Below are 25,303 nucleotides of genomic sequence, written 5' to 3'. Positions count from 1 at the left end.
GAGCCAATATTTTTCAACTCAAGACTCAGCACTCATGACTCAGAACTAATCCCAAGTTTCAATCAACTGATAGACGCGAATTAACCATGGCAATATATACCAAAGAACAGGCACAGGCTGTCTTGAAGAAAGTGATGGCGCTGAGCAAAGCCGATGAATGCGAGGCGAACCTTACAGGTAGCAAATCGGGGAACGTGCGCTACGCCCGTAACTCTGTTTCCACCGCTGGCGAGTCGCATACCACCCAACTGGTGGTGCAATCTTCCTTCGGAAAGCGCGTGGGCACCGCCACCATCAATGAGTTTGATGATGCCTCCCTGGAGAAAGTAGTGCGTAGATCGGAAGAACTGGCCAAACTGGCGCCTGAGAACCCCGAATACATGGGCGTACTGGGTCCGCAGAAATATATCACTACCAACCCTTACGTGGCGGCCACTGCTGCCATTACCCCCGACAAGCGCGCAGAGATGGTGGGCCAAAGCATCGCCACGGCCAAGTCAAAGAACCTTACCGCTGCGGGCTATTTGCAAGACTCTGTGGGCTTTCAGTCCATGATGAACAGCAAAGGCCTTTTCGCTTATAATACCGATACCGGGGTGGATTTCTCCCTCACGGTGCGCACGCCAGACGGAACCGGCTCGGGCTATGTTTCCAGAGGTTTCAATGACGTGACCAAGCTAGACACGGCCTCAGTCTCTAACATTGCGGTGAGCAAAGCCACGGGGTCTATGAACGCCAAAGCCTTGGAACCCGGCAAGTACACCGTCATTCTGGAACCAGCCGCTGTGGCTGTGATGCTGGAGAACCTGTTCTTTAACATGGATGCCCGCTCTGCAGACGAAGGTCGCAGTTTCCTGAGCAAACCCGGCGGCGGGAACAAAGTAGGCCAAAAGCTGGTGGACGAGCGCGTGACCATCTACTCAGACCCGGCCCACCCAGATCTACCTACCTCCCCTTGGGCGCAGGACGGCCAAGCCCTGAACAAAGTCACCTGGATTGACAAAGGAATTGTGAAACAGATACCGGTATCCCGCTACTGGGCGCAGCAAAAGAAACTGACACCGGTGCCCTTCCCTAACTCGGCCATTATGCAGGGTGGCACCCAAAGCTTGGATGACCTTATCAAGGGCACCCAAAAAGGTATTCTGGTGACGCGTCTCTGGTACATCCGTAGTGTAGACCCGCAGACGCTTCTGCTTACCGGCCTTACCCGCGACGGAACCTTCTACATTGAGAACGGCAGAATCAAACACGCCGTTAAGAATTTCCGCTTCAATGAAAGCCCCATCATCATGCTGAACAACCTGGAGGCCCTGGGCAAAACAGAACGCGTAGTAAGCGGTGAATCTACAAACAACTATTTGCTGCCACCGCTTAAAATTAGGGACTTTACCTTCAGCAGTTTGTCTGATGCTGTGTAGGTAGCTTATATAGCATCCTCTTTCAACTAATCCGTTTAGAGCCTGTTTTAAGAAGAACAGGCTCTAAACGGATTTTATATTACCTGCTAACGGAACCGTTGGTGCGAGCCTCCGGCTCGTAGCCGCACGTATTGCTAAGAATCAATAACCAGATAAAGCAACTGGTAAGAATAGAATCAGGAATACGTGGGAACATGAGCCGGAGGCTCGTGCCAGCGAAGATTAGGTTACTAAAGTGATAGCATAGTTTTTTTTGCGGAATAGAGGTACTAACAGGCTTCTTCTACTCCTCAGGTATTCCGCTTTAAGCCTGTTTCACAAAAATCAGTATAAAAACGAATCAGCCAAGCTCAAGGAATCACTCCTCTCTTTCGCTACCTATCCCTCAGGAAACCGTATCCTTGTAAGAGGCTAATTCTTCGTACTTTTGCCGAAGGACGCGGAAACGCGTCCACTAAACTTGACAGTATGGCTAAAATAGCAATAAATCTTACCACGGCATCTATTCAAAAGGAAGAGGTGATTGTGGGTATTGACCTGGGTACTACCAACAGCCTGGTGGCCTATATGCACCCTGAAGACCACGTTCCTATCGCTATCAATGACCAAGGGTTGGGTACCATTGTGCCTTCGGTGGTACACTTCGCCGAGAACGGGGAGGTACTGGTAGGCAATGCCGCCAAGGAGTTTCTTATTTCAGATCCGGCCAACACTATCTACTCAGTGAAGCGTTTATTGGGTAAGTCGTACCAGGATTTGGGCGAGCACAAAGACTTCTTCGGGTACAAAATCATTGATGATAACTCTAAGGGGCTGGTGAAAATACGGGTGCAGGACAAGTTCTACTCCCCTATTGAGCTATCCGCTGAGATCCTGAAAGAACTTCGGGCCCGGGCCGAGCACGCGTTAAAAACTCCCGTGAACCGGGCGGTGATTACCGTTCCCGCCTACTTCAACGACTCTCAGCGGCAAGCTACGCGTGATGCCGGCAAACTGGCTGGTTTGGAAGTATTGCGTATTGTGAATGAGCCCACGGCGGCTTCGTTGGCGTACGGCATCGGTCTGGACCAATCTGAGGAGCGTACCATTGCCGTGTATGACCTGGGAGGGGGAACCTTTGACATCTCCATCCTGCGCATCCACCAAGGCATCTTTGAAGTACTGTCCACCAACGGAGATACCTATTTGGGCGGCGATGACTTAGACCGAGCCATCATACAGTACTGGAGCCTGCAAAACCGGCTCCTAGCTGACCTTGCCATCCAAGATGCCAATACAGCTCAAGCTCTTCGCTTACAGGCAGAGGAAGCGAAGAAGGCATTGAGCAGCCAAGAAAAATTCAAAGCGGATCTTAACGGCATTGACCTTGCCTTAGACCGGCACACCTTTGAAACCCTGATCACACCCATTGTGGACCGCACCATGGCCTCCTGCCAGATGGCCTTGAAAGACGCGGGCTTGCAGCCAGAGCAGATTGACACGGTTATTATGGTGGGTGGCTCAACCCGCGTGCCCCTGGTGTACCAAACGGTGAGTGATTTCTTCGGGAAGCCAGCCAATAACTCCCTTAACCCAGACGAAGTTGTGGCCTTGGGTGCCGCCATCCAGGCCGATGTACTGGCCGGGAACCGCAAAGACATCCTGCTGCTGGACGTGACGCCGCTCACGTTGGGGATTGAAACCATGGGGGGACTGATGGATTCCATTATCCCGCGTAACTCCAAGATTCCTACTAAAGCCGGCCGGCAGTACACCACTTCGGTAGACGGGCAGGTGAACATGAAAATCTCCGTGTATCAGGGCGAGCGTGATTTAGTGAAAGAGAACCGTAAACTTGCCGAGTTTGATCTTAAAGGCATTCCGGCCATGCCAGCCGGTTTCCCGAAGGTAGACGTGAACTTTATCCTGAACGCTGATGGTATTCTGAAAGTGGAGGCGATTGAGTTACGGTCAGGCGTGCGCCAAGAGGTAGAGGTGAAACCACAGTATGGCTTAACCGATGCCCAGGTTGAGCAGATGCTGATGGACTCTATTACCCACGCCCGCGAAGACGTTTCTACCCGCATGGTCATTGAGGCCCGCACTACGGCTGAGCAGATGATTTACCAGGTAGAACGCTTTGTAGAGAAAAATGGCGAACACCTAAGCCCCGAGGAAATAGACCTGACCCGTCAGAACGTGCAACGCCTCAAAGACGTGCTGCCTACCGGAGACAAAGACACTATTCTAAAGGCAGTAGATGTGCTGGAAGAGCAAACCAGTCCCTTTGCCGAACGGGTTATGCAGATCTCCATTAAGAAAGCAATGACGGGTAAAAAGATAGAATAACTCCTTTCAGGGCTGGTTTGAGAAATTCGGCCTTCAAACGAGATAAAAAAGCAGAACGCGCAGCTCTTACAAGGGCTGCGCGTTCTGCTTTTATGGATGGAGAAATAGATTATTTCTCTTCTTCGTCTTTTTCAACTATTAGGTAGAGTTCCTCCGTGGGTTTCTTCATGAGGTACTTCTCCCGGGCAAACTTTTCCAGCAATTCCGGGTTGCTCATCAGTTCCTTGCGGTCTTTCTGCACCTCGGCAATCTTCTCTAAATAGTAATCCCGCTCCTCTTCCAGAATGGTCAGCTTACGGCTGGTCTGGTACTGGGTAACGAAATCATTTGAGTCGAAGAAGAACATCCAAGCCAAGAAGGCGATGCCCGTCAGAAAATAGAAGTTCCGGAAGAATTTGGGTACGCGTGCTAACATAGTCTAACAAAAATGGCGGCAAGCTCTCGCTTGCCGCCATGAATTTACAAAGAATCCAGAACCTATCTGCACAAGAAGCGAATCAATTCTTCAAATTCTGCTTTTGTCCTGTTTCCTGAAAAACAGGTGCAAAACGAACAAGAGTAAACTCGCCTCATACGGCAAATTACATGTTGCGTCCTGGGAAGTAAGCTACCTCACCCAATTCTTCTTCAATGCGGAGTAATTGGTTGTATTTAGCCATCCGGTCAGAGCGGGAAGCAGAACCAGTTTTGATTTGACCAGTGTTCAAGGCTACCGCTAAGTCAGCGATGGTGTTGTCCTCGGTCTCACCAGAACGGTGGCTCATGATGCTCTTATAGCCGTTAATACGGCCTAAGTTGATGGCGTTGATAGTCTCCGTAAGGGTACCAATCTGGTTAACTTTGATCAGGATGGCATTAGCTACTTGCTGATCAATTCCTTGCTGCAGACGAGTTACGTTAGTCACGAACAAGTCATCACCCACCAGCTGTACTTTCTTGCCGATAGAGTCAGTTAAACCTTTCCAGCCGGTCCAGTCGTCTTCATCCATACCATCCTCAATAGAGATGATTGGGTATTTGTTCGCCCACTCGGTCCAGTAGCTAACCATCTCAGAAGAGGTCAGTTTGTCACCGGTAGATTTCTTGAAGTGGTAGTGACCAGTAGAAGCATCATAGAACTCAGAAGCAGCGGCATCCATGGCAATCATGAAGTCCTCACCTGGGCGGTATCCGGCAGCCTCAATAGCCTGGATTACAATCTCTATAGCTTCTTGGTTTGAACCAATGTTAGGTGCAAAACCACCCTCATCACCCACGTTGGTAGACATACCTTTTTTCTTCAGTACGTTCTTCAGGTTGTGGAAAACTTCAGAACCCCAACGAAGCGCTTCAGAGAAGGTAGGCGCACCTATTGGCATAACCATGAACTCTTGGAAGTCAATTGAATTATCTGCGTGGCTACCTCCGTTCAGGATGTTCATCATAGGTACTGGCAACGTGTTGGCGTTAACCCCACCTACGTAGCGGTATAGAGACTGACCAGCTTCTTTCGCAGCCGCTTTGGCAGCCGCCAAAGAAACCCCTAAGATAGCGTTGGCACCTAACTTCGCTTTATTAGGCGTGCCGTCAATCTCAATCATGATTTTATCCAGCAGGCTCTGCTCAAATACAGAAAAACCAACCAGCTCATCGGCAATGATGGTGTTCACGTTCTGTACTGCTTGCAGCACACCTTTGCCCATGAATTTGCTCTTGTCATCATCACGCAATTCTACGGCTTCGTGTTTACCGGTAGAAGCTCCGGATGGAACCGCAGCACGACCCACTACCCCGTTTGAGGTGATTACATCTACCTCAACGGTAGGATTACCACGGGAGTCAAAAATCTGGCGGGCTTTGATGTCTTCAATTAAGCTCATATAGTTCTAGTTTGATTTAAGAATTCTTTTCTTTTTCCAGCATCTCCACAAACAGGTCAAACAGATACTCGGAATCATGCGGACCTGGAGAAGACTCTGGATGGTATTGTACAGAGAAAGCAGGTTTGTTTTTAATTCTGATACCTTCTACGGTATTATCATTCAAATTTATGTGCGTGATCTCTACATTAGGGTTGTTCTTCACCGCATCAGCATCCACTGCAAACCCATGATTTTGGGAAGTAATCTCGCTTCTACCGGTGATCAGATTCTTCACAGGATGGTTAAGTCCCCGGTGCCCATTGTGCATTTTGTAGGTAGGAATACCGTTAGCTTGAGCCAAGATCTGGTGTCCCATACAAATTCCAAACATAGGCTTCTCAACTCTCAGAATCTCCTCTACGCTTCTAACCGCTTCGGTAGTAACAGCAGGGTCACCAGGGCCATTAGAAATGAAGTACCCATCGGGTCCCCAAGCTTCCATTTCCTCAAAGGTAGTACCGTACGGGAACACACGGCACTCACATCCTCTAATAGTAAGATTGTTAAGGATGTTGCGTTTCACTCCAAGATCAAGTACCGCGACTTTAAAGCGAGGCTCAGCTACGGGTAAATCGTACTGCTGGGCGGTAGTCACTTTAGAGGAAAGCTCCAACCCGTCCATGGAAGGGACTTCTAGTAGTTGTAGTTTTAGGGCTTCTACATCGGTGGTCTCAGAAGAGATAATGGCATTCATCACCCCTTTGTCGCGCACGTAGCGCACCAGTTCACGGGTATCAATCTCGCAAATCCCAACTACCCCGGCTTTCTCAAAGTATTCCTGCAAAGATCCTTCAGCGGTCTTTCTGGAAAAATGGTGCGAAAACTCCTTACACACCAATCCTTTGATCTGAATATTCCCAGACTCAACCTCTTCTGCCTGTACCCCATAATTACCTACGTGCGAAACGGTGGTAATCACAATCTGGCCATAGTAGGAAGGATCAGTGAAAATCTCCTGATAGCCGGTCATGCCTGTGTTAAAGCAGACTTCGCCGCCTGTAGTTCCAATTTTCCCGAGGCTCTTACCCCGGAAAACAGCGCCATCTTCCAGCACTAATACTGCATCAGTTGTTGTATGAAGCTTCATTTATTATAGATATGTGGCAAAAATAAAAAAGGGATACGAGTAATCTCGTATCCCTTTTCAATAATTATTGCATTCTTGTTATTCTGCGGTTGGAGTTGGAGCAGAATCAGTAGCTGCTGCATCTTCAGAAGTGGAAGCAGAAGCATCAGGAGTAGCCTGAGCATCATCTTTTTTCTTTCCTGAAGAACGACGTCTAGTTTTAGGCTTAGCGGCTGCGGCAGTACCAGTAGTTGAAAGCATGTCCTCGTTGTAGTCAACAAGTTCAATGATGCACATTTCAGCGTTGTCACCCAAACGAGTGCCAGTCTTTAAAATGCGAGTGTAACCACCTGGACGATTCGCAATTTTGCCTGCTACACCGTCAAAAAGTTCTTTAACTGACTCTTTGTTTTGCAAGTAAGCAAATACAGTACGACGTGAGTGCGTAGTATCGCTCTTAGATTTGGTTAACAAAGGTTCTACATATTTGCGAAGAGCTTTGGCTTTAGCAACCGTAGTGATTACGCGCTTATGCAGAATTAGTGATGAAGCCATGTTAGAAAGCATAGCGGCTCTGTGAGCGGCAGTTCTTCCTAAGTGGTTTATTTTTTTACCGTGTCTCATTATTTTGATTGTGCACGTGCATACCGTCGATCAACCTTTCGGGATCGGGAATTATGCCGTAGATTATTAATCCTCTTCTAATTTGTACTTGGCGATATCCATTCCGAAGGTAAGACCTTTATCAGAAACCAGGTTTTCCAACTCAGTTAAAGATTTCTTACCGAAGTTACGGAACTTCATCATGTCAGAAAGATCCAATTGTACGAGATCTCCAAGTGTTCTGATATCAGCTGCTTTCAAGCAGTTGTATGCGCGAACAGAAAGATCCATGTCATGCAATGGCGTCTTAAGAACTTTTCTCATGTGCAGCATTTCCTCATCAACAGCTTCCTCCTCTTCAGGCTTCACAGTTTCAAAAGTCATGGTGTTGTCTGAGAAAAGCATGAAATGCTGGATCAGAATATTGGCAGCACCTTTCAAAGCATCTTCCGGATGGATAGAACCATCGGTAGTGATCTCAAGTAAGAGACGCTCATAGTCAGTCTTCTGCTCAACACGCGTATTCTCAACGCTATATTTCACATTCTTTACAGGAGTGAAAATGGCATCAATCGCGATTTGACCAAAAACCTGATCTGCGGGTCTGTTTTCTTCAGCTGGAACGTAGCCTCTTCCTTTTTGAATGGTTAATTCAATCTCAAAAGAAGATTCAGGGTCTAAGTGGCAAATCACTAAGTCAGGATTCAACACCTGGAATGAACCCGAGAATTTATTGATGTCACCGGCAGTGAAGGTATCTTGCTTGCTGATGCTAACGGTGATTTTATCATCAACCAAGTCACCAATTTTCTTGAACCGAACCATTTTCAGGTTCAGGATAATTTCAGAGACATCTTCAACCACACCTTCAATGGTAGAGAACTCATGGAGCACACTAGGAACCCGGATGCTGGAGATGGCATATCCCTCCAATGAGGAGAGAAGAATTCTTCTCAGCGCATTCCCAATGGTAACACCATAGCCCTTTTCTAGCGGCTTAAATTCAAATTGCCCATTAAAGTCATCGGATTTCTCCATAACGACTTTCTCTGGCATTTGAAAGGCTAATATTGACATGATTGCTGGTTTAAGGTTGATATTTAATTAGAACTTATTACTTAGAGTAAAGCTCGACGATCAGCTGCTCCTGAATTTTCTCAGGGATTTGATCACGCACTGGGTTGGAGATGAATTTACCAGTTAACTGGCCACCATCCCACTCTAACCAAGTGAATTGACGAGCATTACGGCCAGACAAGCTGGTAGTAATGGCTTCTAAAGATTTAGATTTCTCACGAACACTCACCACATCACCAGGACGAAGTGTGTAAGAAGGAATGTTTACCACATTACCATTTACCAAAATGTGTTTGTGAAGAACTAATTGTCTTGCACCACGTCTCGTTGGAGAAATACCCAAACGATAAACAGTGTTATCTAATCTTGCCTCTAACAAAGCCAACAAGTTTTCCCCAGTAATACCTTGTTTACGGGCTGCTTTGTCAAACAAGTTCGCAAACTGGCGCTCCAATACACCATAGATGTATTTAGCTTTTTGCTTCTCCATTAACTGGATGGCATATTCAGATTGCTTTTTTCTACGACCACGGCCATGTTGGCCTGGACCATAAGCCTTTTTAGTTAAAGCTTTGCTTGGTCCAAAAATTGGTTCGTTATATCTTCTAGAGATTTTACTCTTGGGGCCTGTGTATCTTGCCATTTCTAATACTAAATAATATCCTTAAACTCTTCTGCGTTTTGGAGGACGACATCCGTTGTGAGGAAGTGGAGTAACGTCTTTGATAGAAGTTACTTCAATACCTACGTTTTGCATAGTCCGGATAGCAGACTCACGTCCTGCACCTGGGCCTTTAACAAAAACTTCAGCCTTTCTCAATCCAGCTTCGTAAGCTACTTTACCGCAATCGGCAGCAGCCATTTGGGCAGCATAAGGAGTATTTTTCTTAGACCCTTTGAATCCCATTTTACCAGCAGATGCCCAAGAGATAACCTGGCCATTGATGTTGGTAACTGAAATAATAATATTGTTGAAAGAAGCTTTGATGTGTACCTGACCAACAGGCTCCACCACAACCACGCGCTTCTTGGCTTTATCTTTTCTCTTCTGAGCCATTGTCGTTTAATTATTTAGATGCCTTCTTCTTGTTTGCAACAGTTTTACGCTTACCTTTTCTGGTTCTTGAGTTGTTCTTGGTTCTCTGACCTCTTACTGGTAAACCTTTTCTGTGACGAAGACCGCGGTAAGAACCAATGTCCATCAAACGTTTGATGTGCAATTGAACTTCTGACCGAAGAACACCTTCAACTTTGTGCTCAGCAGCAATGATGCTACGGATTTCTCCGGCTTCATCCTCGCTCCAATCTTTCACCTTCTTGTCAAGATCCACCCCAGCCTTCACCAAAATAGACTGTGACAACTTACGGCCAATACCGAAGATGTACGTCAAGGCAATTTCGCCTCTTTTGTTATCTGGAATATCAACTCCTGCTATTCTAGCCATGTTTTTAAATTAACCTTGTCTTTGTTTATAACGTGGATTCTTCTTGTTGATCACGTAAAGTTTGCCTTTACGTCTGATCACTTTGCAGTCTTCACTGCGCTTCTTAACTGACGCTTTAACTTTCATCTGTTTATTTGTATCTGTAAACTATTCTGCCTTTACTAAGGTCGTAAGGAGACATTTCCAATTTTACTCTATCCCCAGGAAGAATCTTGATGTAGTGCATCCGCATCTTTCCGGAGATGTGAGCAATAACTTGATGGCCATTTTCTAATTCTACCCGAAACATTGCATTGGATAGTGCCTCAATGATGGTACCGTCTTGTTCGATGGAAGACTGTTTAGCCATGTATTAGTTCAGTGCTTTATCTATGTAATCAAAAGTAGTTAAAATCTCTGCTTTGCCTTTTCTCACCACAACCGTGTGCTCAAAATGGGCAGAAGGTTTCTTATCTCGCGTACGGATAGTCCAACCGTCATTTTCCTGAACAACATGTCTGGATCCAAGATTCACCATTGGCTCAATGGCAAGAACAAGGCCTTCTTGTAATTTCATCCCCTGCCCTCTTTTCCCATAATTAGGAACTTCGGGGCTTTCATGTAAATTACGACCCAATCCATGACCAACCAATTCCCGAACAACCCCGTAGCCAAACTGCTCCACATGAGATTGGATAGCATGACCTACGTCACCGATACGAGAACCAACAACGGCTAACTCAATGCCTTTATACAAAGACTCTTTGGTACGTAGCAGTAATTCAGTAACCTCTGGTGCAACTTCTCCTACAGAGTGGGTATAGGCACTGTCACTATGGAAACCCTTAAAAAAAACTCCACAATCTATAGATACAACATCTCCAGATTGTAGAGCATACTGACTAGGTATACCATGTACCACTGCAGAATTTAAGCTAATACACAAGCTATGCTTAAATCCATTATACCCCTTAAAGGAAGGAGTACCACCATTGTCTCTGATAAATTCTTCAGCGACAGAATCTAATTTTAAGGTAGTAACACCCTCAGTTATGTGTTTGGCAACTTCGCCATGCACTTGACTGAGGATGTTAGCACTTTGTTTGATAAGCTCGATTTCTTCTTCGGTCTTATATATAATCATTCCTTAGGAAGCAACCGCTATATTTTTTGAACGTCCTCTGAGTTTGCCGGACTTCATCATGCCATCGTAATGACGCATTAACAAATAGCTCTCGATTTGGTTCAAAGTATCTAAAACAACACCAACTAAGATAATGAGGGAGGTACCACCAAAGAAAGCTGCGAACTCTCTTGTGATCCCAAACAACATTGCAATAGAAGGCAGAATAGCAATGATTGCTAAGAAGATGGCACCAGGTAAGGTAATTCTGGTTAATACTTCATCAATATATTCAGAAGTAGCTAAACCAGGTTTAACACCAGGAACAAAGCCACCGCTTCTCTTCAGGTCATCAGAAATCTGATTAGGATTAACACTGATGGCTGTATAAAAGAAGGTGAAAATAATGATCAAAACAGCGAAAGAAAGGTTATACTGCCAAGAAGTATAATCAGAAAAAACATTCCCAATTTCATTGGCGATATCACTTTCGTTTCTCCAGAAGGAAGCGATCATACCTGGCAAGAACATCAGAGACTGTGCAAAGATTATAGGCATTACCCCAGCAGCATTCACCTTTAATGGGATAAACTGTCTTTGACCAGCTTGAAGTGAAGCGCTTCCGCCAACTTGCTTAGCGTATTGTACAGGTATTCTTCTGATGGCTTGGGTAAGCATCACAACCCCCATAACCACAAAGAAAAGAACAATCAATTCAATGATAAAAATTAAAGCACGTCCAAGGCCAAGGGCTAAAGCCTCTCCTACTAATGCACCAGGTAAGCGGGAAACAATACCGATCATAATCAGCATAGAAATACCGTTACCAATACCTTTATCAGTAATCTTTTCACCTAACCACATACAGAACATAGTTCCAGCGGTAAGGATAATCATAGAAGAAATTGTAAAAAGAGGACCAGCTACAGAAGGATCAATAGCGTCTTGATTAATGGTTGCTAGGAACCCAACCGACTGAGCTAAGGTAATTACAATGGTAAGAACCCTAGTATATTGGTTTATCTTCTTACGACCGGATTCTCCTTCTTTCTGCAATTTCTGGAAATAAGGAACCGCAATGGTTAGAAGCTGTAAAACGATGGAAGCAGAAATATAAGGCATGATACCTAATGCAAAGATGGAAGCATTACCAAATGCTCCACCTAAAAAGGCGTCTAACAAGCCTAAGATCCCTTGAGCACTGCCTTTTAATTGATTTGGATCAATACCAGGCAATACCACATAGGAACCTAATCTGAAAATTGCGATGAATCCTAAAGTATTTAGGATTCTAACTCGCAAATCTTCAATCGCAAAAATATTCTTAATCGTAGTAATCAGCTTCTTCATCTGTTTACAGAGTCACAACCTTGCCGCCTGCTTTTTCAATTGCTTCTATTGCACTTTGAGAGAACGCATGCGCGTGGATCTCAATAGCAGTAGTTAATTCGCCTCTTCCAAGAACTTTGATATTGTCATTCTTAGATGCTAAACCATTTTCACGTAGCACAGCAAAGTCGATAACAGAAGATCCAGACTTAGAAGCTAAGTTCTGAAGAACATCCAGGTTAACCGCCGTAAATTCAACCCGGTTAATGTTTTTAAAACCGAATTTAGGTACGCGACGTACCAAAGGCATCTGACCACCTTCGAAACCTGCTTTGGATGAATATCCTGAGCGAGATTTAGCTCCTTTATGTCCACGGGTAGAGGTTCCACCTCTACCAGAACCGGTACCACGACCAATTCTCTTCCGGTTCTTAGTAGAACCTTCAGCAGGTTTTAGATTACTTAAATTCATTTTAGACCTCCTTGATCGATACTAAATGTTGCACACGGTTAACCATACCTGCGATTTGAGGGGTCAACTCTTTTGTTACAGTCTTATTGATTTTACCAAGACCAAGAGCTTTCATTGTAGCTTTCTGTCTTTCAGGACGATCAATAATACTTTTGATCTGGGTGATTTCTACACTAGCCATAATTACCCGTTGAATACACGTTGTAAACTGATTCCACGTTGCTGAGCAACTACCAATGGGTCACGCATCTTAGACAAGGCATCAAAAGTAGCTTTAACCACGTTGTGTGGATTAGATGAACCTTTTGATTTTGCAAGTACGTCTCTGATTCCGGCACTGTCAAATACTGCACGCATCGCACCACCGGCAATTACACCAGTACCTGCTGCAGCAGGCTTGATCAACACAAAACCACCAGAGAATTTACCTTCCATTGGATGAGGAACTGTGTGACCAAACAAAGGAACACGAACTAAGTTCTTCTTAGCATCATCAATTCCCTTTGCAATAGCATCAGTTACCTCATTAGCTTTACCTAATCCGTAACCAACAACACCGTTACCATCACCTACAACTACGATAGCAGAAAAGCTAAATCTTCTACCACCTTTAACAACTTTAGCAACACGATTGATAGCTACTACGCGCTCTTTAAGCTCAATCTCGCTTGCTTTAATGCTTCTGATATTTAATTTAGACATGTTCTTAGAATTTTAGACCCGCTTCACGAGCCCCTTCTGCTAAAGATTTAACACGACCATGGTACAGGTAACCACCTCTGTCAAATACAACTTCAGTAATACCTTTTTCCAGGGCTTTAGCTGCTATATCACGTCCAACTAAAGAGGAAGTCTCGCTCTTAGTTCCAGTGACTCCGCCTTCTTTAACAGAAGATGAAGAACTTGCTAAAGTAACACCATTCACATCATCAATCAGCTGCGCATAAATAAACTTATTGCTTCTGAAGACAGACAGACGGGGACGCTGAGTTGTGCCAGACACCTTGTTACGGATGCTGCGACGAATTCTCAGTCTTCTTTTTGCTTTATCGAATGCCATTTTCTTACTTATTTAGAAGCAGTTTTACCAGCTTTTCTTCTAACAACCTCACCAACGAAACGAATACCTTTGCCTTTGTAAGGCTCAACTTTACGTAACGAGCGGATTTTGGCAGCTACCTGACCAATCAACTGCTTATCAATACCTTCTAAGGTGATTACCGGAGCTTTACCTTTTTCTGTAACTGCTACAGCAGAAATCTCTGGAGGTAAACCCACGTAAATGTTATGTGAATATCCTAAGGCAAGCTCTAAATTTTGGCCTACAGTAGTGGCTTTAAAACCTACACCTACTAATTCCAAAGATAGTTTATAGCCAGTGCTTACCCCAACAACCATGTTGTTGATGATAGAACGGTACAAACCATGTAAAGCTTTGTGTCTCTTTTGCTCAGTTGGACGAGTTACAGTAAGTACTCCATCCTCTATGGCAACAGTTATGTCCGTATCAACTTGTTGAGAAAGAGAACCTTTAGGCCCTTTCACTGTAACCAGGTTATCCTGGTTAACCAACACCTCTACACCTTGTGGGAGCGTGATTGGCAGTTTTCCTATCCGCGACATTTCCTCTTGATTAATACACGTAACATAATACTTCACCACCTACATTAAGGCCTTTGGCCTCTTTGTCAGTGATAACACCTTTTGAGGTTGAAAGGATGGCTACGCCATACCCGTTCAACACACGTGGCATCTCATCAAGATGCACATACTTACGGAGTCCCGGCTTACTGACTCTCTCAAGCTTCACGATAGCAGACTGCTTAGTAGCGGGATCATACTTCAAGGCAATTTTAATTGTACCCTGAACTGAACTATCATCAAACTTGTAACTTTGGATATAACCTTTCTCGTAAAGAACTTTGGTTAATTCCTTTTTTATTTTGCTAGCCGGAATTTCAACTACACGGTGATTTGCCTTGATGGCATTCCGTAGTCTAGTTAAATAATCTGCTATCGGATCTGAATGCATTAGACTATATTTTTAGATTCCGCTCTTTTTAAGGAGCCGCAAAGATACTAATTTTTTCCTAACTATGTTAATGATAGGACTAATAATTACCAACTAGCCTTCGTTACCCCAGGAATCTTGCCTGCAGAAGCCATCTCTCTGAAAGTAACACGAGAGATGCCAAACTTTCTCATATAGCCTCTTGGACGTCCGGTTAATTTGCATCTGTTGTGCAACCGAACTGGAGAAGCGTCTTTTGGCAATTTATCTAGAGCTTCATAATCGCCAGCAGCTTTTAACTGAGCTCTTTTAGCTGCATACTTAGCAACCAACTTCTGTCTTTTGAGCTCTCTTGCTTTTGCTGATTCTTTAGCCATTTCCTTATTTCTTTAATGATGCGAACGGTAAACCAAATCCTTTCAATAACTCTAGGCTTTCTTCATCTGTAGAAGCGGTAGTTACGAAAGTGATGTCCATACCAGCAATTGACTTGATTTTGTCAATGCTGATCTCAGGGAAAATGATTTGCTCTTTAACCCCGAGCGTATAGTTACCGCGTCCGTCAAAACCTTTATCGCTGATACCTTTGAAGTCACGTACACGTGGAAGTGCAACTGTTACTAAACGGTCAAGGAATTCGTACATTTTCTCACCACGCAGTGTAACGCGAGCACCAATTGGCATACCTTCTCTCAACTTGAAGTTAGAGATAGAGTTTTTAGCTTTGGTTTGAACTGCCTTCTGACCAGCGATGATGGTTAATTCATCAACTCCAATGTCAACCAGTTTCTTATCTGCCACGGCATTACCAATACCTCTGTTGATGCTGATCTTGGTAATCTTTGGCACTTGCATTATGCTCTTGTATTGAAATTTCTCTTTCAATGCAGGCACAATCTCCTTTGAATATTTATCTTTTAGTCTAGCTGCCATGTTAGATTAAGTTTCCAGTTTTTTTGGAATAACGTTGAAGCTTACCATCATTGTTCAGCTTCTTACCGGTTCTAGTGGCAACATTAGAAGAAGGCTCAACCAGCATTACATTGCTAGCATGAATAGGAGCTTCTTGTTTTACTATACCACCATTAGGGTTTTTAGCACTTGGCTTTTGGTGCTTAGATACAAGGTTTAAACCTTCAACTACTACTTTTTGCTTATCAGTAAGCACAGAAGTAACTGTTCCTGTTTTGCCTTTATCATCACCAGCGATCACTTTCACAGTGTCGCCTTTCTTCACATGAAGTTTATGCTTTGACATCTTGTTTTCTCTTCTCGTGTTTAAATTACTTCAGGAGCCAAAGAAACAATTTTCATAAACTGTCTTTCACGCAACTCACGGGCAACTGGCCCAAAAATACGTGTACCACGTGGCTCATCGTTGTTGTTCAATAACACAGCTGCATTATCGTCAAAACGAATATAAGAACCGTCTTTACGACGAACTTCTTTTTTGGTGCGAACAATCACAGCTTTGTGAACAGTTCCCTTTTTAACGTTTCCTGAGGAAAGAGCAGATTTTACGGTAACAACAATTTTATCACCCACAGAGGCGTATTTTTTTCCTGTACCACCCAATACTCGGATGACCAGAACCTCTTTTGCTCCGCTGTTATCAGCAACAGTAAGTCTTGATTCTTGTTGTATCATTTTATTTAGCTCTTTCTACGATTTCAATTAAGCGCCAATTCTTGTTCTTGCTCAATGGTCTTGTTTCCATGATACGTACTGTATCACCAATACCGCACTCGTTATTCTCATCGTGTGCCATGAGCTTCTTGGACTTGGAAACAAATTTCCCATAGATTGGGTGTTTCACTTTGCTTTCCACAATAACAGTGATGGACTTATCCATCTTGTTACTTACCACGCGTCCAGTTCTTTCTTTTCTTAGATTTCTCGTCTCCATGGTTGTATATCTTAGCCATTGAGCTCCAGAGAACGCAATTGCGTCTCTAGCCTGGCGATGGTTTTTCTTGTATGCTTAATTCTGGATGGATTCTCAAGCGGAGAGATAGCATGAGCAAACTTCAAGTTTACTAAGTTGTTTCTCTCTGTTGTAAGTTGCTCTTTCACTTCATTGAGTGAAAGAGCTTTGATTTCAGATTGCTTCATGACTATTTCTCAACGTAATCTCTACGTACTACAAATTTAGTTCTTACTGGTAGCTTTTGAGCAGCCAGTCGTAAAGACTCTTGAGCTACTTCTAGCGACACTCCATCAGATTCAAACATGATGGTACCTGGTTTAACAACGGCTACCCAGTACTCTGGAGATCCTTTACCCTTACCCATCCGAACCTCTGCAGGCTTTTTAGTGATAGGCTTGTCAGGGAAAATACGAATCCAAACTTGGCCTTCCCGTTTCATGGCACGAGTCATGGCGATACGTGCAGCTTCAATTTGACGGGCGGTGATCCAAGAGGCTTCTAATGATTTGATGGCGAAAGATCCAAAGGAGATTGTGCTTCCTCTGTGCGCAAGACCGGTTACCCGGCCTTTCTGCATCTTTCTATATTTGGTTCTTTTCGGCTGTAACATTTCTTAAATTCCTAAAAGTTGAACAACTACTTGCGCTTGTTAGGTCCACCCCCGCCACGCTTCTGGTTTGAATCACCAGGACGCTTGTTGCGGTTGTTGTCTCTACGGTCGCCGCGGTCATTTCCACCTCTCTCACTTCTTTCATTGCGAGGACCTGCAGATTGACCACCACTTTGTTGACCTGCATTAGGAGATAAGTCACGCTTACCGAAAACTTCTCCTTTGAAGATCCACACTTTGATACCCAGTTTACCGTACACGGTCTGAGCTTCTGATAAAGCGTAATCAATATCAGCTCTCAAAGTATGCAAAGGAGTACGTCCTTCTTTGTAGTGCTCTGTACGAGCCATCTCAGCACCGCCTAAACGACCTGATACTTGAATCTTGATACCTTCAGCACCAACTCTCAAAGCAGAAGCGATTGCTTGTTTCATAGCTCTTCTGAAAGAGATACGAGCTTGCAATTGTTGTGCTACTGACTCACCAACCAATTTAGCATCCAGTTCTGGACGTTTAATTTCAAAGATGTTGATTTGAACATCTTTGCTGGTGATTTTCTTAAGCTCTTCTTTAATTTTATCAACCTCTTGGCCACCTTTTCCAATCACCACGCCTGGACGGGCAGTGTTGATGGTGATGGTGATTCTCTTAAGAGTTCTTTCGATGATGATTTTAGAAATACCTCCTTTTGGGATACGGGCAAGGATGTATTTACGGATCTTCTCGTCTTCGATCAGTTTATCAGCGAAATCCTTTCCTCCGAACCAATTAGAGTCCCAGCCTTTAACAATACCTAGTCTTAGGCCTACTGGATTAACTTTTTGTCCCATTTTAACTATTTGGCTTCGTTAGAGGTAGATGTTTCAACTGTCTCCACTTCCACTTTAGAATCAATCACAAGTGTCACGTGGTTTGATCTTTTTCTGATTCTGTGGCCACGACCCTGAGGAGCAGGACGTAAACGCTTCAGCATCTTTCCTTCATCTACTCTAATCTCTTTAATATATAGATTAGCATCTTCAATGCGGGCATCTTCGTTAGCTGCTTGCCAGTTAGATAAGGCAGACAAAAGAAGTTTCTCCAATTTAGGAGCGCCGGAATTAGCAGTGAATTTTAGTAAACCTAACGCTTGGGTAACTCTTTTACCACGGATTAAGTTCGCAACCAATCTCATCTTACGCGGTGAGCTTGGTACATTGTTTAATTTAGCTACCGCTTCCATTATCTTTTACCTTTATCTTTCTTAGCAATATGGCCTCTGAAGTTTCTGGTAGGAGCAAACTCACCTAATTTGTGCCCTACCATGTTTTCTGTTACATACACAGGAATGAATTTATTTCCATTGTGTACTGCAAACGTGTGACCAACGAAATCTGGAGAGATCATAGAACGACGTGACCAAGTCTTGATCACCGCTTTCTTTCCAGACTCATCCATTGTCTGCACTTTTCTATCGAGCCTGTAGTCAATATAAGGCCCTTTTTTTAATGATCTTGCCATTACTTATTTCTTCCTTCTATTAACAATCAGGTTTTCAGAGAATTTATTTTTGTTTCTAGTCTTCTGACCTTTCGCGTACAGACCTTTGCGTGATCTTGGGTGACCTCCAGATGACTTACCTTCACCACCGCCCATTGGGTGATCTACAGGGTTCATGGCAACACCTCTTACTCTTGGTCTGATACCCATCCATCTGCTACGTCCAGCTTTTCCAAGCTTCACGTTCATGTGGTCAGCGTTAGAAACAGTACCTACGGTAGCCATACAGTTTACCAGTACCATTCTCATCTCGCCAGAAGGTAACTTCAAAGTAGCATAACGGCCTTCACGGGCTACTAACTGTGCATAAGAACCTGCACTTCTAGCTAGTACTGCACCTTGACCAGGAGCTAATTCAATGTTGTGAACAATTGTACCTAGTGGAATATCAGAAAGAGGCAATGCGTTACCAACTTCTGGTGCCACACCTGGTCCTGATACTACGGTAGCATCCACAGCCAAGCCTGCTGGAGCAATGATGTATGCTTTCTCGCCATCCGCGTAGTACAACAAGGCAATGCGTGCTGTTCTGTTTGGATCGTACTCGATCGCTTTTACAGTTGCAGGAACTCCGTACTTCGTTCTTTTGAAGTCGATGATACGGAACTTTTGCTTGTGACCACCGCCAGTATAGCGCATGGTCATTCTTCCTGAATTGTTGCGTCCACCAGATTTTTTCTTGGATGCCAACAAAGATTTCTCAGGCTCGCTCTTCGTGATCTCAGTGAAGGCAGGCGCTACTCTAAATCTTTGACCTGGTGTTGTCGGTCTTAGTTTTCTTAATGCCATTCTCGTAATTGCTTATATTCCGCTATAGAAATCGATTACTTCCCCTGCTTTCAAAGTAACAATCGCCTTCTTAGAGGATACCGTACGTCCGGTTACAACACCAGACTTGGTGTTGCGAGACTTCAATTTTCCCTGGGTTCTCATGGTAGAGATTTTCTCTACCGTTACACCGTAACGTGATTGGATCGCTTTCTTGATCTCAATCTTATTTGCTTTTCTATCAACTTCGAAAGCATATTTACCTACTTCATTCAAAGCAGTCAGCTTCTCAGTCAATAATGGTCTTTTTAGGATACTCATTATTTCGATGTGTAAATTTCTTCAAAAACAGAAAGAGATTCCTCTAAACAAACTACTTTGTCTGCGTTCAACAAGTCATATGTTGTTAAAGCACCTGGAGTAGCCACTTTTACCTTTGGAAGGTTTCTGCTTGACAGAACCACGTTGGTATTCACATCTTTCGTAACGATCAATGTTTTTCTAGTGCCTACATTCAATCCTTGCAGGATGGCAGCGAAGCTCTTTGTTTTTGGAGTATCAATAGTGATGTTATCAACTAACACCAGACGCTCATCTTTCACCAAAGTTGAAAGAGCAGATAATCTTGCTACTGCTTTCAGCTTTTTATTTAATTTGAAGCTATAGTTTCTTGGTCTTGGACCAAATACACGACCACCGCCTACAAATACAGGAGCTTTCAAAGAACCAGCTCTTGCTCCACCGGTACCTTTTTGACGCTTGATCTTTTTGGTTGAACCGGCAACTTCGTTCCGCTCTTTTGCTTTGTGGGTTCCTTGACGTTGGTTTGCTAAGTATTGCTTAACATCCAGATACATCGCGTGCTCGTTAGGCTCTACCCCGAACACAGACTCAGGAAGGGTTACTTTCCTTCCGGTATCTTCGCCTTTACTATTGAAAACTGATAGCTCCATCTTATTTCTCAACTACAATAAATGAATTTTTAGCGCCTGGGATAGAACCGCTAACTACAAGTAAATTTTGCTCAGGCAGGATGCGCAAAACACGCAGGTTTTGAACCTTCACGCGGTCTCCACCCATTCTACCAGCCATACGCATTCCTTTAAATACTCTTGATGGCCATGAGCAGGCTCCAATTGAACCGGGGTGACGTGCTCTGTTGTGCTGACCGTGGGTCTGCCCGCCAACACCACCAAAGTTGTAGCGTTTTACTACCCCTTGGAAACCTTTACCTTTTGAAGTACCAACTACGTCTACGAATTCGCCTTCTTCAAAAAGTTTTACATCTACTTCGTCTCCCAATGAGAAAGAAGCCACGTCTTCTAATCTAAATTCTACTAGCTTTTTCTTAGCAGTAGTATTAGCTTTTGCGAAGTGTCCAGCAAGCGCCTTGCTTACTCTTTTTACCTTCTTCTCTCCGTACCCAAGCTGAACAGCTGTATAGCCATCTGTTTCTTGCGTTTTAACCTGAGTTACTACGCATGGTCCCGCTTGAATCAAAGTACAGGCCACGCTCTTCCCTTCAGGAGTGAAGAGGCTTGTCATTCCGATTTTCTTACCGATAATTCCAGGCATTCTACTTTTTTATTTAAACAATTAAAATTAACATCCCGTAATAGGGTCTATTTTCGGGAGTGCAAAGTTCTATATTTAATTTTTATTTTACAAGCTATCCTAAATTATTTGTTTTCAGATACTAATGAATTTTCCCTTAGTACTTACCCCTAGGTTGCTTATAAGTAGGTGCTTAACTAGTTCAGGTAGTAAATGATTTCACCCAATTACCTGTTTTAAGTTCTTTTTCTTAAAACAGGGCCTAAAACTCTCACGCTTCTACCTTTAAATCACCTTCGTAGAATGTTTTTCCGTTTTAAAGGTCTTTTTACAAAATTAAGTCAGAAACAAGTATCCGTTTGACCACATAAAAAAAGGGAGAGGTTACCCTCTCCCTTTTATATTGAGTGTTGCTTATCAAACTTTGATTTCAACATCAACGCCACTTGGTAATTCAAGTTTCATCAATGCGTCTACTGTTTTAGAAGAAGTAGAATAGATATCTACTAATCTTTTATAGGTACAAAGTTGGAATTGCTCTCTTGCTTTCTTGTTCACGTGTGGTGAACGAAGTACAGTGAAGATGTCTTTTTCAGTTGGCAAAGGAATTGGGCCACTTACAATCGCACCAGTCGCTTTTACCGCTTTCACGATTTTCTCTGATGATTTATCAACCAGATTGTGATCGTAAGATTTCAGTTTAATTCTGATCTTTTGATTCATTCTATTTCAACTATTTCGAAGTCCCTTTAATTTTTGCCACGATGCCATCTGCCAAGTTCTGCGGTACCTGCTCATAATGAGAGAAAGTAAGAGAAGCAGTTGCTCTACCTGAAGTAATGGTACGTAAGTCAGTCACGTAACCAAACAGTTCTGATAAAGGAACATCGGCTTTCACTACAGTAGAAGTACCTTTGGTATCCATACCTTTCATGATACCTCTTCTTCTGTTCAAGTCACCTGTTACCGGACCAGTGTACTCATCTGGAGTTACTACGTCTACGGCCATGATAGGCTCAAGCAGTTTAGGTCCACACTGTTTACCAGCTTCTTTGAATCCTTGACGGGCTGCTAATTCAAAAGATAGTGAATCAGAGTCAACGTCGTGGAAAGAACCGTGGAACAAGCGCACTTTCATTGAGTCTACCGGGAAGCCAGCCAGGATACCGTTCTTCATGGCTTCCTCGAAACCTTTCTGAATAGCAGGGATGAATTCTCTTGGGATCACACCACCTACAATGGCGTTTTCAAACTCAAGTCCTTGTTTTCCATCTTCACGCGGTCCAATGTTGAACACGATGTCGGCGAATTTACCACGACCACCAGACTGCTTCTTGTACACCTCGCGGTGCTCCACCATTTTAGTGATGGTTTCTTTATAAGCAACCTGAGGAGCACCTTGGTTCAACTCAACCTTGAACTCACGTTTCATACGGTCAATGATGATCTCCAAGTGAAGTTCACCCATACCTCTCAAGATGGTCTGACCAGTTTCCTCGTCAGTATTTACTTGAAGGGTTGGATCTTCTTCTACCAGTTTCGCGATTGCCATACCCATCTTATCTGAGTCAGCCTGAGTTTTAGGCTCGATAGCATATCCGATTACCGGTTCTGGGAACTCCATTGACTCCAATACGATTTTCGCATTTTGGTCGCAAAGGGTGTCACCAGTTTTGATGTCCTTAAAGCCTACTACCGCTCCAATGTCACCAGCACCCAATCTTTCGATTTGGTTTTGCTTGTTGGCGTGCATCTGGAAGATACGGGAGATACGCTCTTTGTTATTGGAACGTGTGTTGAACACGTAAGAACCTGATTCAAGAACACCTGAGTAAGCACGTACGAAGCACAAACGTCCTACGTAAGGGTCAGTAGCAATTTTGAAGGCCAGACCAGCGAAAGGCTCGCTTTCACTTGGTTTACGGGCTACTTCAGCTCCTGTATCTGGGTTTGTACCAATAATGCTTTCTTTATCCATAGGTGAAGGGCAAAGCGCCATCACGTAGTCAAGCATTGTTTGTACACCTTTGTTTTTGAAAGAAGAACCGCAAAGCATTGGCACGATAGCCATGTCAATAGTTGCTTTACGAAGAGCGTTCATGATTTCTTCTTCGGTGATGGTTTCAGGATCATCGAAGTATTTTTCCATCAAAGACTCATCGTAATCCGCTACTGCTTCCAGTAACTTCTCGCGGTACTCAGTTGCTTCCTCCAGCATATCGTCAGGAATTGGAACTTCTCTAAAGGTCATCCCTTTGTCGTGCTCATTCCACTCAATACCTCTGAAGTTTACCAAGTCAACCACACCTTTGAAGTCATCTTCAGCACCAATTGGTAACTGTAGCGCTACGGCGTTGCTGCCCAGCATTTCTTTTACTTGCTTACAAACAGCAAGGAAGTCAGCGCCTGAACGGTCCATCTTGTTAACGAAACCGATGCGGGCTACTTTGTAGTTATCTGCAAGTCTCCAGTTAGTCTCAGACTGTGGCTCAACACCATCTACTGCACTAAACAAGAAAACCAGACCATCTAATACACGCAGGGAACGGTTTACCTCTACGGTAAAGTCAACGTGACCTGGAGTATCAATGATGTTGATGTGGTATTTGTCACCTCTGTATTCCCAGTTTACAGTAGTAGCAGCAGAAGTAATAGTGATACCTCTTTCCTGCTCCTGCTCCATCCAGTCCATGGTGGCAGCTCCATCGTGTACCTCTCCTATTTTGTGGCTAACACCAGCATAGTAAAGGATACGCTCAGTCGTTGTGGTCTTACCGGCATCAATGTGCGCGGCAATACCTATGTTTCTGGTAAATCTTAAGTCTCTAGCCATTCTTAGAATCTGAAATGCGAGAAAGCCTTGTTGGCTTCTGCCATTCTGTGAGTATCATCTTTCTTCTTCACAGCAGCACCTTCTCCTTTGGCGGCGGCGATAATCTCACCAGCCAGTTTATCCATCATGGTCTTCTCACCTCTTTTACGAGCGTAAGAGATCATCCATTTGATACCAAGAGAAATCTTTCTATCCGGGCGTACCTCAGTTGGTACTTGGAAAGTAGCACCACCTACACGGCGGGATTTTACCTCTACACCTGGCATGATGTTGTTCAATGCTTTTTTCCAAGTATCTAACCCGTTCTCTTTAGTTCTTTTCTCAACTAAATCGCAAGCATCGTAAAAAATCTTGTATGCCACACTCTTTTTACCGTCTACCATCAGGTAGTTCACAAAACGGGTAACCAGAGTTTCTTTGTATTTTGGATCAGGAAGAAGAATTCTCTTCTTTGGTTTCGCTTTTCTCATTGTCTTAACTCAATTATTTTTTCTTACCGCCTTTTCCTGCAGCTGCTGCTGGCTGACCTGGTTTAGGACGTTTTGCACCGTATTTAGAACGGGACTGTAGACGGCCATTTACACCAGCAGTGTCCAAAGCACCACGGATGATGTGGTATCTTACACCTGGTAAGTCTTTCACACGACCACCTCTGATAAGCACAATAGAGTGCTCTTGCAGGTTGTGTCCTTCACCCGGGATATAGGCATTGACTTCTTTACCGTTTGTCAAACGCACACGAGCCACTTTTCTCATCGCTGAGTTTGGCTTCTTAGGTGTGGTTGTGTAAACGCGTGTGCACACGCCACGTCTTTGCGGGCATGAGTCAAGAGCCGGAGACTTAGACTTTGATGTTAGCGCTTCTCTTCCCTTTCTTACTAATTGTTGTATAGTAGGCATTTACTAACTTTTTAAACTGATTTCTCTCTTCAAAAAATGGTTTGCAAAGGTATAAAATTCACTTTGCAAATTCAAAGTTTTAATTCATTAATTATTAATGGCTTAGGCTTCGCCAATAGTTCCCCCAAAATTGAGCGGAAAGCTTGGGGCTTCCGGCGTTTGCTTGATAGCCCCAAAACTTTGCTCATATTTTAGGATGTTTTCCTCCAAAGCAGCCAAGAAACGCTTGGCATGCTCTGGAGTAATCACCACTCTTGACTTCACTTTGGCCTTTGGGATACCCGGCATCAGACGAATAAAATCAATCACAAATTCACTGTGGGAATGCGCGATCATGGCAAGATTTGCATACTCGCCCTCGGCAATCTCCTCTGTCAACTCAATGTTGATCTGTCCTTGTTGTTCTGCTGCGGCCAT

39 protein-coding genes are annotated in these 25,303 nt (G+C 43.9%); 2 read left to right on the top strand and 37 right to left on the bottom strand.

Translation table 11 applies throughout. From position 1 onward, the window contains the following. Positions 1–86: 86 nt before the first annotated feature. A complete protein-coding gene (locus tag ACW9SV_RS15245; RefSeq protein WP_479557616.1) occupies positions 87–1,421 on the top strand; it encodes a TldD/PmbA family protein in 1,335 nt (444 codons plus the stop codon). A gap of 468 nt (positions 1,422–1,889) precedes the next feature. Then, complete coding sequence (gene dnaK, locus ACW9SV_RS15240) at positions 1,890–3,749, top strand: molecular chaperone DnaK (RefSeq protein ID WP_479557615.1); 1,860 nt, start codon at positions 1,890–1,892, stop codon at positions 3,747–3,749. Between the two features lie 109 nt (positions 3,750–3,858). Here the strand turns inward: dnaK and ACW9SV_RS15235 are convergent, their stop codons facing one another. The 37 genes from ACW9SV_RS15235 to ACW9SV_RS15055 form a co-directional block, all read right to left on the bottom strand. Next, positions 3,859–4,164 (bottom strand): FtsB family cell division protein, encoded by a 306-nt coding sequence (locus tag ACW9SV_RS15235; RefSeq protein ID WP_479557614.1) that lies wholly within the window; start codon positions 4,162–4,164, stop codon positions 3,859–3,861. 166 nt (positions 4,165–4,330) lie between these two features. Beyond that, positions 4,331–5,608, bottom strand: coding sequence for a phosphopyruvate hydratase (eno, locus tag ACW9SV_RS15230; protein ID WP_479557613.1), 1,278 nt, complete (start codon positions 5,606–5,608; stop codon positions 4,331–4,333). A gap of 16 nt (positions 5,609–5,624) precedes the next feature. Continuing rightward, positions 5,625–6,737 (bottom strand): glutamine-hydrolyzing carbamoyl-phosphate synthase small subunit, encoded by a 1,113-nt coding sequence (carA, locus tag ACW9SV_RS15225; protein WP_479557612.1) that lies wholly within the window; start codon positions 6,735–6,737, stop codon positions 5,625–5,627. 78 nt (positions 6,738–6,815) lie between these two features. Further along, positions 6,816–7,340 carry a 50S ribosomal protein L17 gene (gene rplQ / locus ACW9SV_RS15220; protein WP_479557611.1) on the bottom strand — a complete coding sequence of 175 codons (525 nt, stop codon included), beginning with the start codon at positions 7,338–7,340 and terminating at the stop codon, positions 6,816–6,818. Positions 7,341–7,406: 66 nt separating this feature from the next. Beyond that, positions 7,407–8,396, bottom strand: coding sequence for a DNA-directed RNA polymerase subunit alpha (locus ACW9SV_RS15215; protein WP_123127708.1), 990 nt, complete (start codon positions 8,394–8,396; stop codon positions 7,407–7,409). A gap of 37 nt (positions 8,397–8,433) precedes the next feature. Next, positions 8,434–9,039 (bottom strand): 30S ribosomal protein S4, encoded by a 606-nt coding sequence (rpsD, locus tag ACW9SV_RS15210; RefSeq protein ID WP_479557610.1) that lies wholly within the window; start codon positions 9,037–9,039, stop codon positions 8,434–8,436. Between the two features lie 21 nt (positions 9,040–9,060). After that, positions 9,061–9,453: a 30S ribosomal protein S11 gene (rpsK, locus tag ACW9SV_RS15205; protein ID WP_062544001.1), complete on the bottom strand. Its 393-nt coding sequence runs from the start codon at positions 9,451–9,453 to the stop codon at positions 9,061–9,063. A gap of 10 nt (positions 9,454–9,463) precedes the next feature. Then, entirely contained in the window at positions 9,464–9,841 is a 378-nt protein-coding gene (rpsM, locus tag ACW9SV_RS15200) for a 30S ribosomal protein S13 (protein ID WP_186641349.1), read from the bottom strand. Positions 9,842–9,850: 9 nt separating this feature from the next. Beyond that, entirely contained in the window at positions 9,851–9,967 is a 117-nt protein-coding gene (gene ykgO, locus ACW9SV_RS15195; RefSeq protein WP_071885446.1) for a type B 50S ribosomal protein L36, read from the bottom strand. Between the two features lie 4 nt (positions 9,968–9,971). Beyond that, positions 9,972–10,190: a translation initiation factor IF-1 gene (infA, locus tag ACW9SV_RS15190; protein ID WP_048919321.1), complete on the bottom strand. Its 219-nt coding sequence runs from the start codon at positions 10,188–10,190 to the stop codon at positions 9,972–9,974. Between the two features lie 3 nt (positions 10,191–10,193). Further along, positions 10,194–10,964, bottom strand: coding sequence for a type I methionyl aminopeptidase (map, locus tag ACW9SV_RS15185; protein WP_479557609.1), 771 nt, complete (start codon positions 10,962–10,964; stop codon positions 10,194–10,196). Positions 10,965–10,967: 3 nt separating this feature from the next. Further along, entirely contained in the window at positions 10,968–12,293 is a 1,326-nt protein-coding gene (gene secY / locus ACW9SV_RS15180; RefSeq protein WP_479557608.1) for a preprotein translocase subunit SecY, read from the bottom strand. A gap of 4 nt (positions 12,294–12,297) precedes the next feature. Continuing rightward, a complete protein-coding gene (rplO, locus tag ACW9SV_RS15175; protein WP_479557607.1) occupies positions 12,298–12,744 on the bottom strand; it encodes a 50S ribosomal protein L15 in 447 nt (148 codons plus the stop codon). Position 12,745: 1 nt separating this feature from the next. Beyond that, on the bottom strand, positions 12,746–12,925 hold the full coding sequence (gene rpmD / locus ACW9SV_RS15170) for a 50S ribosomal protein L30 (RefSeq protein WP_479557606.1): 180 nt from the start codon (positions 12,923–12,925) through the stop codon (positions 12,746–12,748). Positions 12,926–12,927: 2 nt separating this feature from the next. Next, a complete protein-coding gene (gene rpsE, locus ACW9SV_RS15165; protein WP_479557605.1) occupies positions 12,928–13,446 on the bottom strand; it encodes a 30S ribosomal protein S5 in 519 nt (172 codons plus the stop codon). A gap of 4 nt (positions 13,447–13,450) precedes the next feature. After that, positions 13,451–13,804 carry a 50S ribosomal protein L18 gene (rplR, locus tag ACW9SV_RS15160; RefSeq protein WP_479557604.1) on the bottom strand — a complete coding sequence of 118 codons (354 nt, stop codon included), beginning with the start codon at positions 13,802–13,804 and terminating at the stop codon, positions 13,451–13,453. Positions 13,805–13,812: 8 nt separating this feature from the next. Further along, complete coding sequence (rplF, locus tag ACW9SV_RS15155) at positions 13,813–14,367, bottom strand: 50S ribosomal protein L6 (protein ID WP_479557603.1); 555 nt, start codon at positions 14,365–14,367, stop codon at positions 13,813–13,815. A gap of 10 nt (positions 14,368–14,377) precedes the next feature. After that, positions 14,378–14,776 (bottom strand): 30S ribosomal protein S8, encoded by a 399-nt coding sequence (gene rpsH / locus ACW9SV_RS15150; RefSeq protein WP_479557602.1) that lies wholly within the window; start codon positions 14,774–14,776, stop codon positions 14,378–14,380. Positions 14,777–14,862: 86 nt separating this feature from the next. Beyond that, a complete protein-coding gene (rpsN, locus tag ACW9SV_RS15145) occupies positions 14,863–15,132 on the bottom strand; it encodes a 30S ribosomal protein S14 (RefSeq protein ID WP_048919312.1) in 270 nt (89 codons plus the stop codon). A gap of 4 nt (positions 15,133–15,136) precedes the next feature. After that, entirely contained in the window at positions 15,137–15,688 is a 552-nt protein-coding gene (gene rplE, locus ACW9SV_RS15140) for a 50S ribosomal protein L5 (RefSeq protein ID WP_479557601.1), read from the bottom strand. A gap of 1 nt (position 15,689) precedes the next feature. Beyond that, entirely contained in the window at positions 15,690–16,013 is a 324-nt protein-coding gene (rplX, locus tag ACW9SV_RS15135) for a 50S ribosomal protein L24 (RefSeq protein ID WP_479557600.1), read from the bottom strand. Positions 16,014–16,033: 20 nt separating this feature from the next. After that, entirely contained in the window at positions 16,034–16,402 is a 369-nt protein-coding gene (gene rplN, locus ACW9SV_RS15130) for a 50S ribosomal protein L14 (protein ID WP_062543988.1), read from the bottom strand. 1 nt (position 16,403) lies between these two features. Next, complete coding sequence (rpsQ, locus tag ACW9SV_RS15125; RefSeq protein ID WP_479557599.1) at positions 16,404–16,661, bottom strand: 30S ribosomal protein S17; 258 nt, start codon at positions 16,659–16,661, stop codon at positions 16,404–16,406. 11 nt (positions 16,662–16,672) lie between these two features. Further along, positions 16,673–16,867 carry a 50S ribosomal protein L29 gene (gene rpmC, locus ACW9SV_RS15120; RefSeq protein ID WP_123127724.1) on the bottom strand — a complete coding sequence of 65 codons (195 nt, stop codon included), beginning with the start codon at positions 16,865–16,867 and terminating at the stop codon, positions 16,673–16,675. 2 nt (positions 16,868–16,869) lie between these two features. Continuing rightward, positions 16,870–17,292 (bottom strand): 50S ribosomal protein L16, encoded by a 423-nt coding sequence (gene rplP, locus ACW9SV_RS15115; protein ID WP_062543985.1) that lies wholly within the window; start codon positions 17,290–17,292, stop codon positions 16,870–16,872. 26 nt (positions 17,293–17,318) lie between these two features. Further along, positions 17,319–18,122 carry a 30S ribosomal protein S3 gene (gene rpsC / locus ACW9SV_RS15110; RefSeq protein WP_479557598.1) on the bottom strand — a complete coding sequence of 268 codons (804 nt, stop codon included), beginning with the start codon at positions 18,120–18,122 and terminating at the stop codon, positions 17,319–17,321. A 5-nt stretch (positions 18,123–18,127) separates the two neighbouring features. Further along, positions 18,128–18,514 carry a 50S ribosomal protein L22 gene (gene rplV / locus ACW9SV_RS15105; protein WP_149092184.1) on the bottom strand — a complete coding sequence of 129 codons (387 nt, stop codon included), beginning with the start codon at positions 18,512–18,514 and terminating at the stop codon, positions 18,128–18,130. Next, the gene (gene rpsS / locus ACW9SV_RS15100; protein ID WP_048919303.1) at positions 18,514–18,792 is read right to left on the bottom strand and encodes a 30S ribosomal protein S19; all 279 of its coding nucleotides are present in this window, start codon (positions 18,790–18,792) and stop codon (positions 18,514–18,516) included. The genes rplV and rpsS overlap by 1 nt, the downstream gene beginning before the upstream one ends. A gap of 3 nt (positions 18,793–18,795) precedes the next feature. Continuing rightward, positions 18,796–19,620, bottom strand: coding sequence for a 50S ribosomal protein L2 (rplB, locus tag ACW9SV_RS15095; protein ID WP_479557597.1), 825 nt, complete (start codon positions 19,618–19,620; stop codon positions 18,796–18,798). A 12-nt stretch (positions 19,621–19,632) separates the two neighbouring features. Beyond that, positions 19,633–19,920, bottom strand: a complete 288-nt coding sequence (rplW, locus tag ACW9SV_RS15090) for a 50S ribosomal protein L23 (protein WP_123127728.1) — start codon at positions 19,918–19,920, stop codon at positions 19,633–19,635. Further along, positions 19,920–20,552: a 50S ribosomal protein L4 gene (gene rplD, locus ACW9SV_RS15085; protein WP_479557596.1), complete on the bottom strand. Its 633-nt coding sequence runs from the start codon at positions 20,550–20,552 to the stop codon at positions 19,920–19,922. The genes rplW and rplD overlap by 1 nt, the downstream gene beginning before the upstream one ends. A gap of 1 nt (position 20,553) precedes the next feature. Next, positions 20,554–21,174 carry a 50S ribosomal protein L3 gene (rplC, locus tag ACW9SV_RS15080; protein WP_479557595.1) on the bottom strand — a complete coding sequence of 207 codons (621 nt, stop codon included), beginning with the start codon at positions 21,172–21,174 and terminating at the stop codon, positions 20,554–20,556. 396 nt (positions 21,175–21,570) lie between these two features. Beyond that, positions 21,571–21,876: a 30S ribosomal protein S10 gene (gene rpsJ, locus ACW9SV_RS15075; RefSeq protein WP_048919298.1), complete on the bottom strand. Its 306-nt coding sequence runs from the start codon at positions 21,874–21,876 to the stop codon at positions 21,571–21,573. A gap of 10 nt (positions 21,877–21,886) precedes the next feature. Next, positions 21,887–23,986, bottom strand: a complete 2,100-nt coding sequence (gene fusA / locus ACW9SV_RS15070; protein WP_479557594.1) for an elongation factor G — start codon at positions 23,984–23,986, stop codon at positions 21,887–21,889. Positions 23,987–23,988: 2 nt separating this feature from the next. Continuing rightward, on the bottom strand, positions 23,989–24,456 hold the full coding sequence (rpsG, locus tag ACW9SV_RS15065; RefSeq protein ID WP_462633475.1) for a 30S ribosomal protein S7: 468 nt from the start codon (positions 24,454–24,456) through the stop codon (positions 23,989–23,991). Positions 24,457–24,469: 13 nt separating this feature from the next. Further along, positions 24,470–24,886 (bottom strand): 30S ribosomal protein S12, encoded by a 417-nt coding sequence (gene rpsL, locus ACW9SV_RS15060; protein WP_048919295.1) that lies wholly within the window; start codon positions 24,884–24,886, stop codon positions 24,470–24,472. Between the two features lie 102 nt (positions 24,887–24,988). Beyond that, the gene (locus ACW9SV_RS15055; RefSeq protein ID WP_149092178.1) at positions 24,989–25,303 is read right to left on the bottom strand and encodes a DUF3467 domain-containing protein; all 315 of its coding nucleotides are present in this window, start codon (positions 25,301–25,303) and stop codon (positions 24,989–24,991) included.

This window comes from Rufibacter sp. JT20002 (assembly GCF_056491185.1).
Note: the sequence above shows the minus strand (reverse complement) of the source record. Positions and strands in the feature narration are given on the sequence as shown.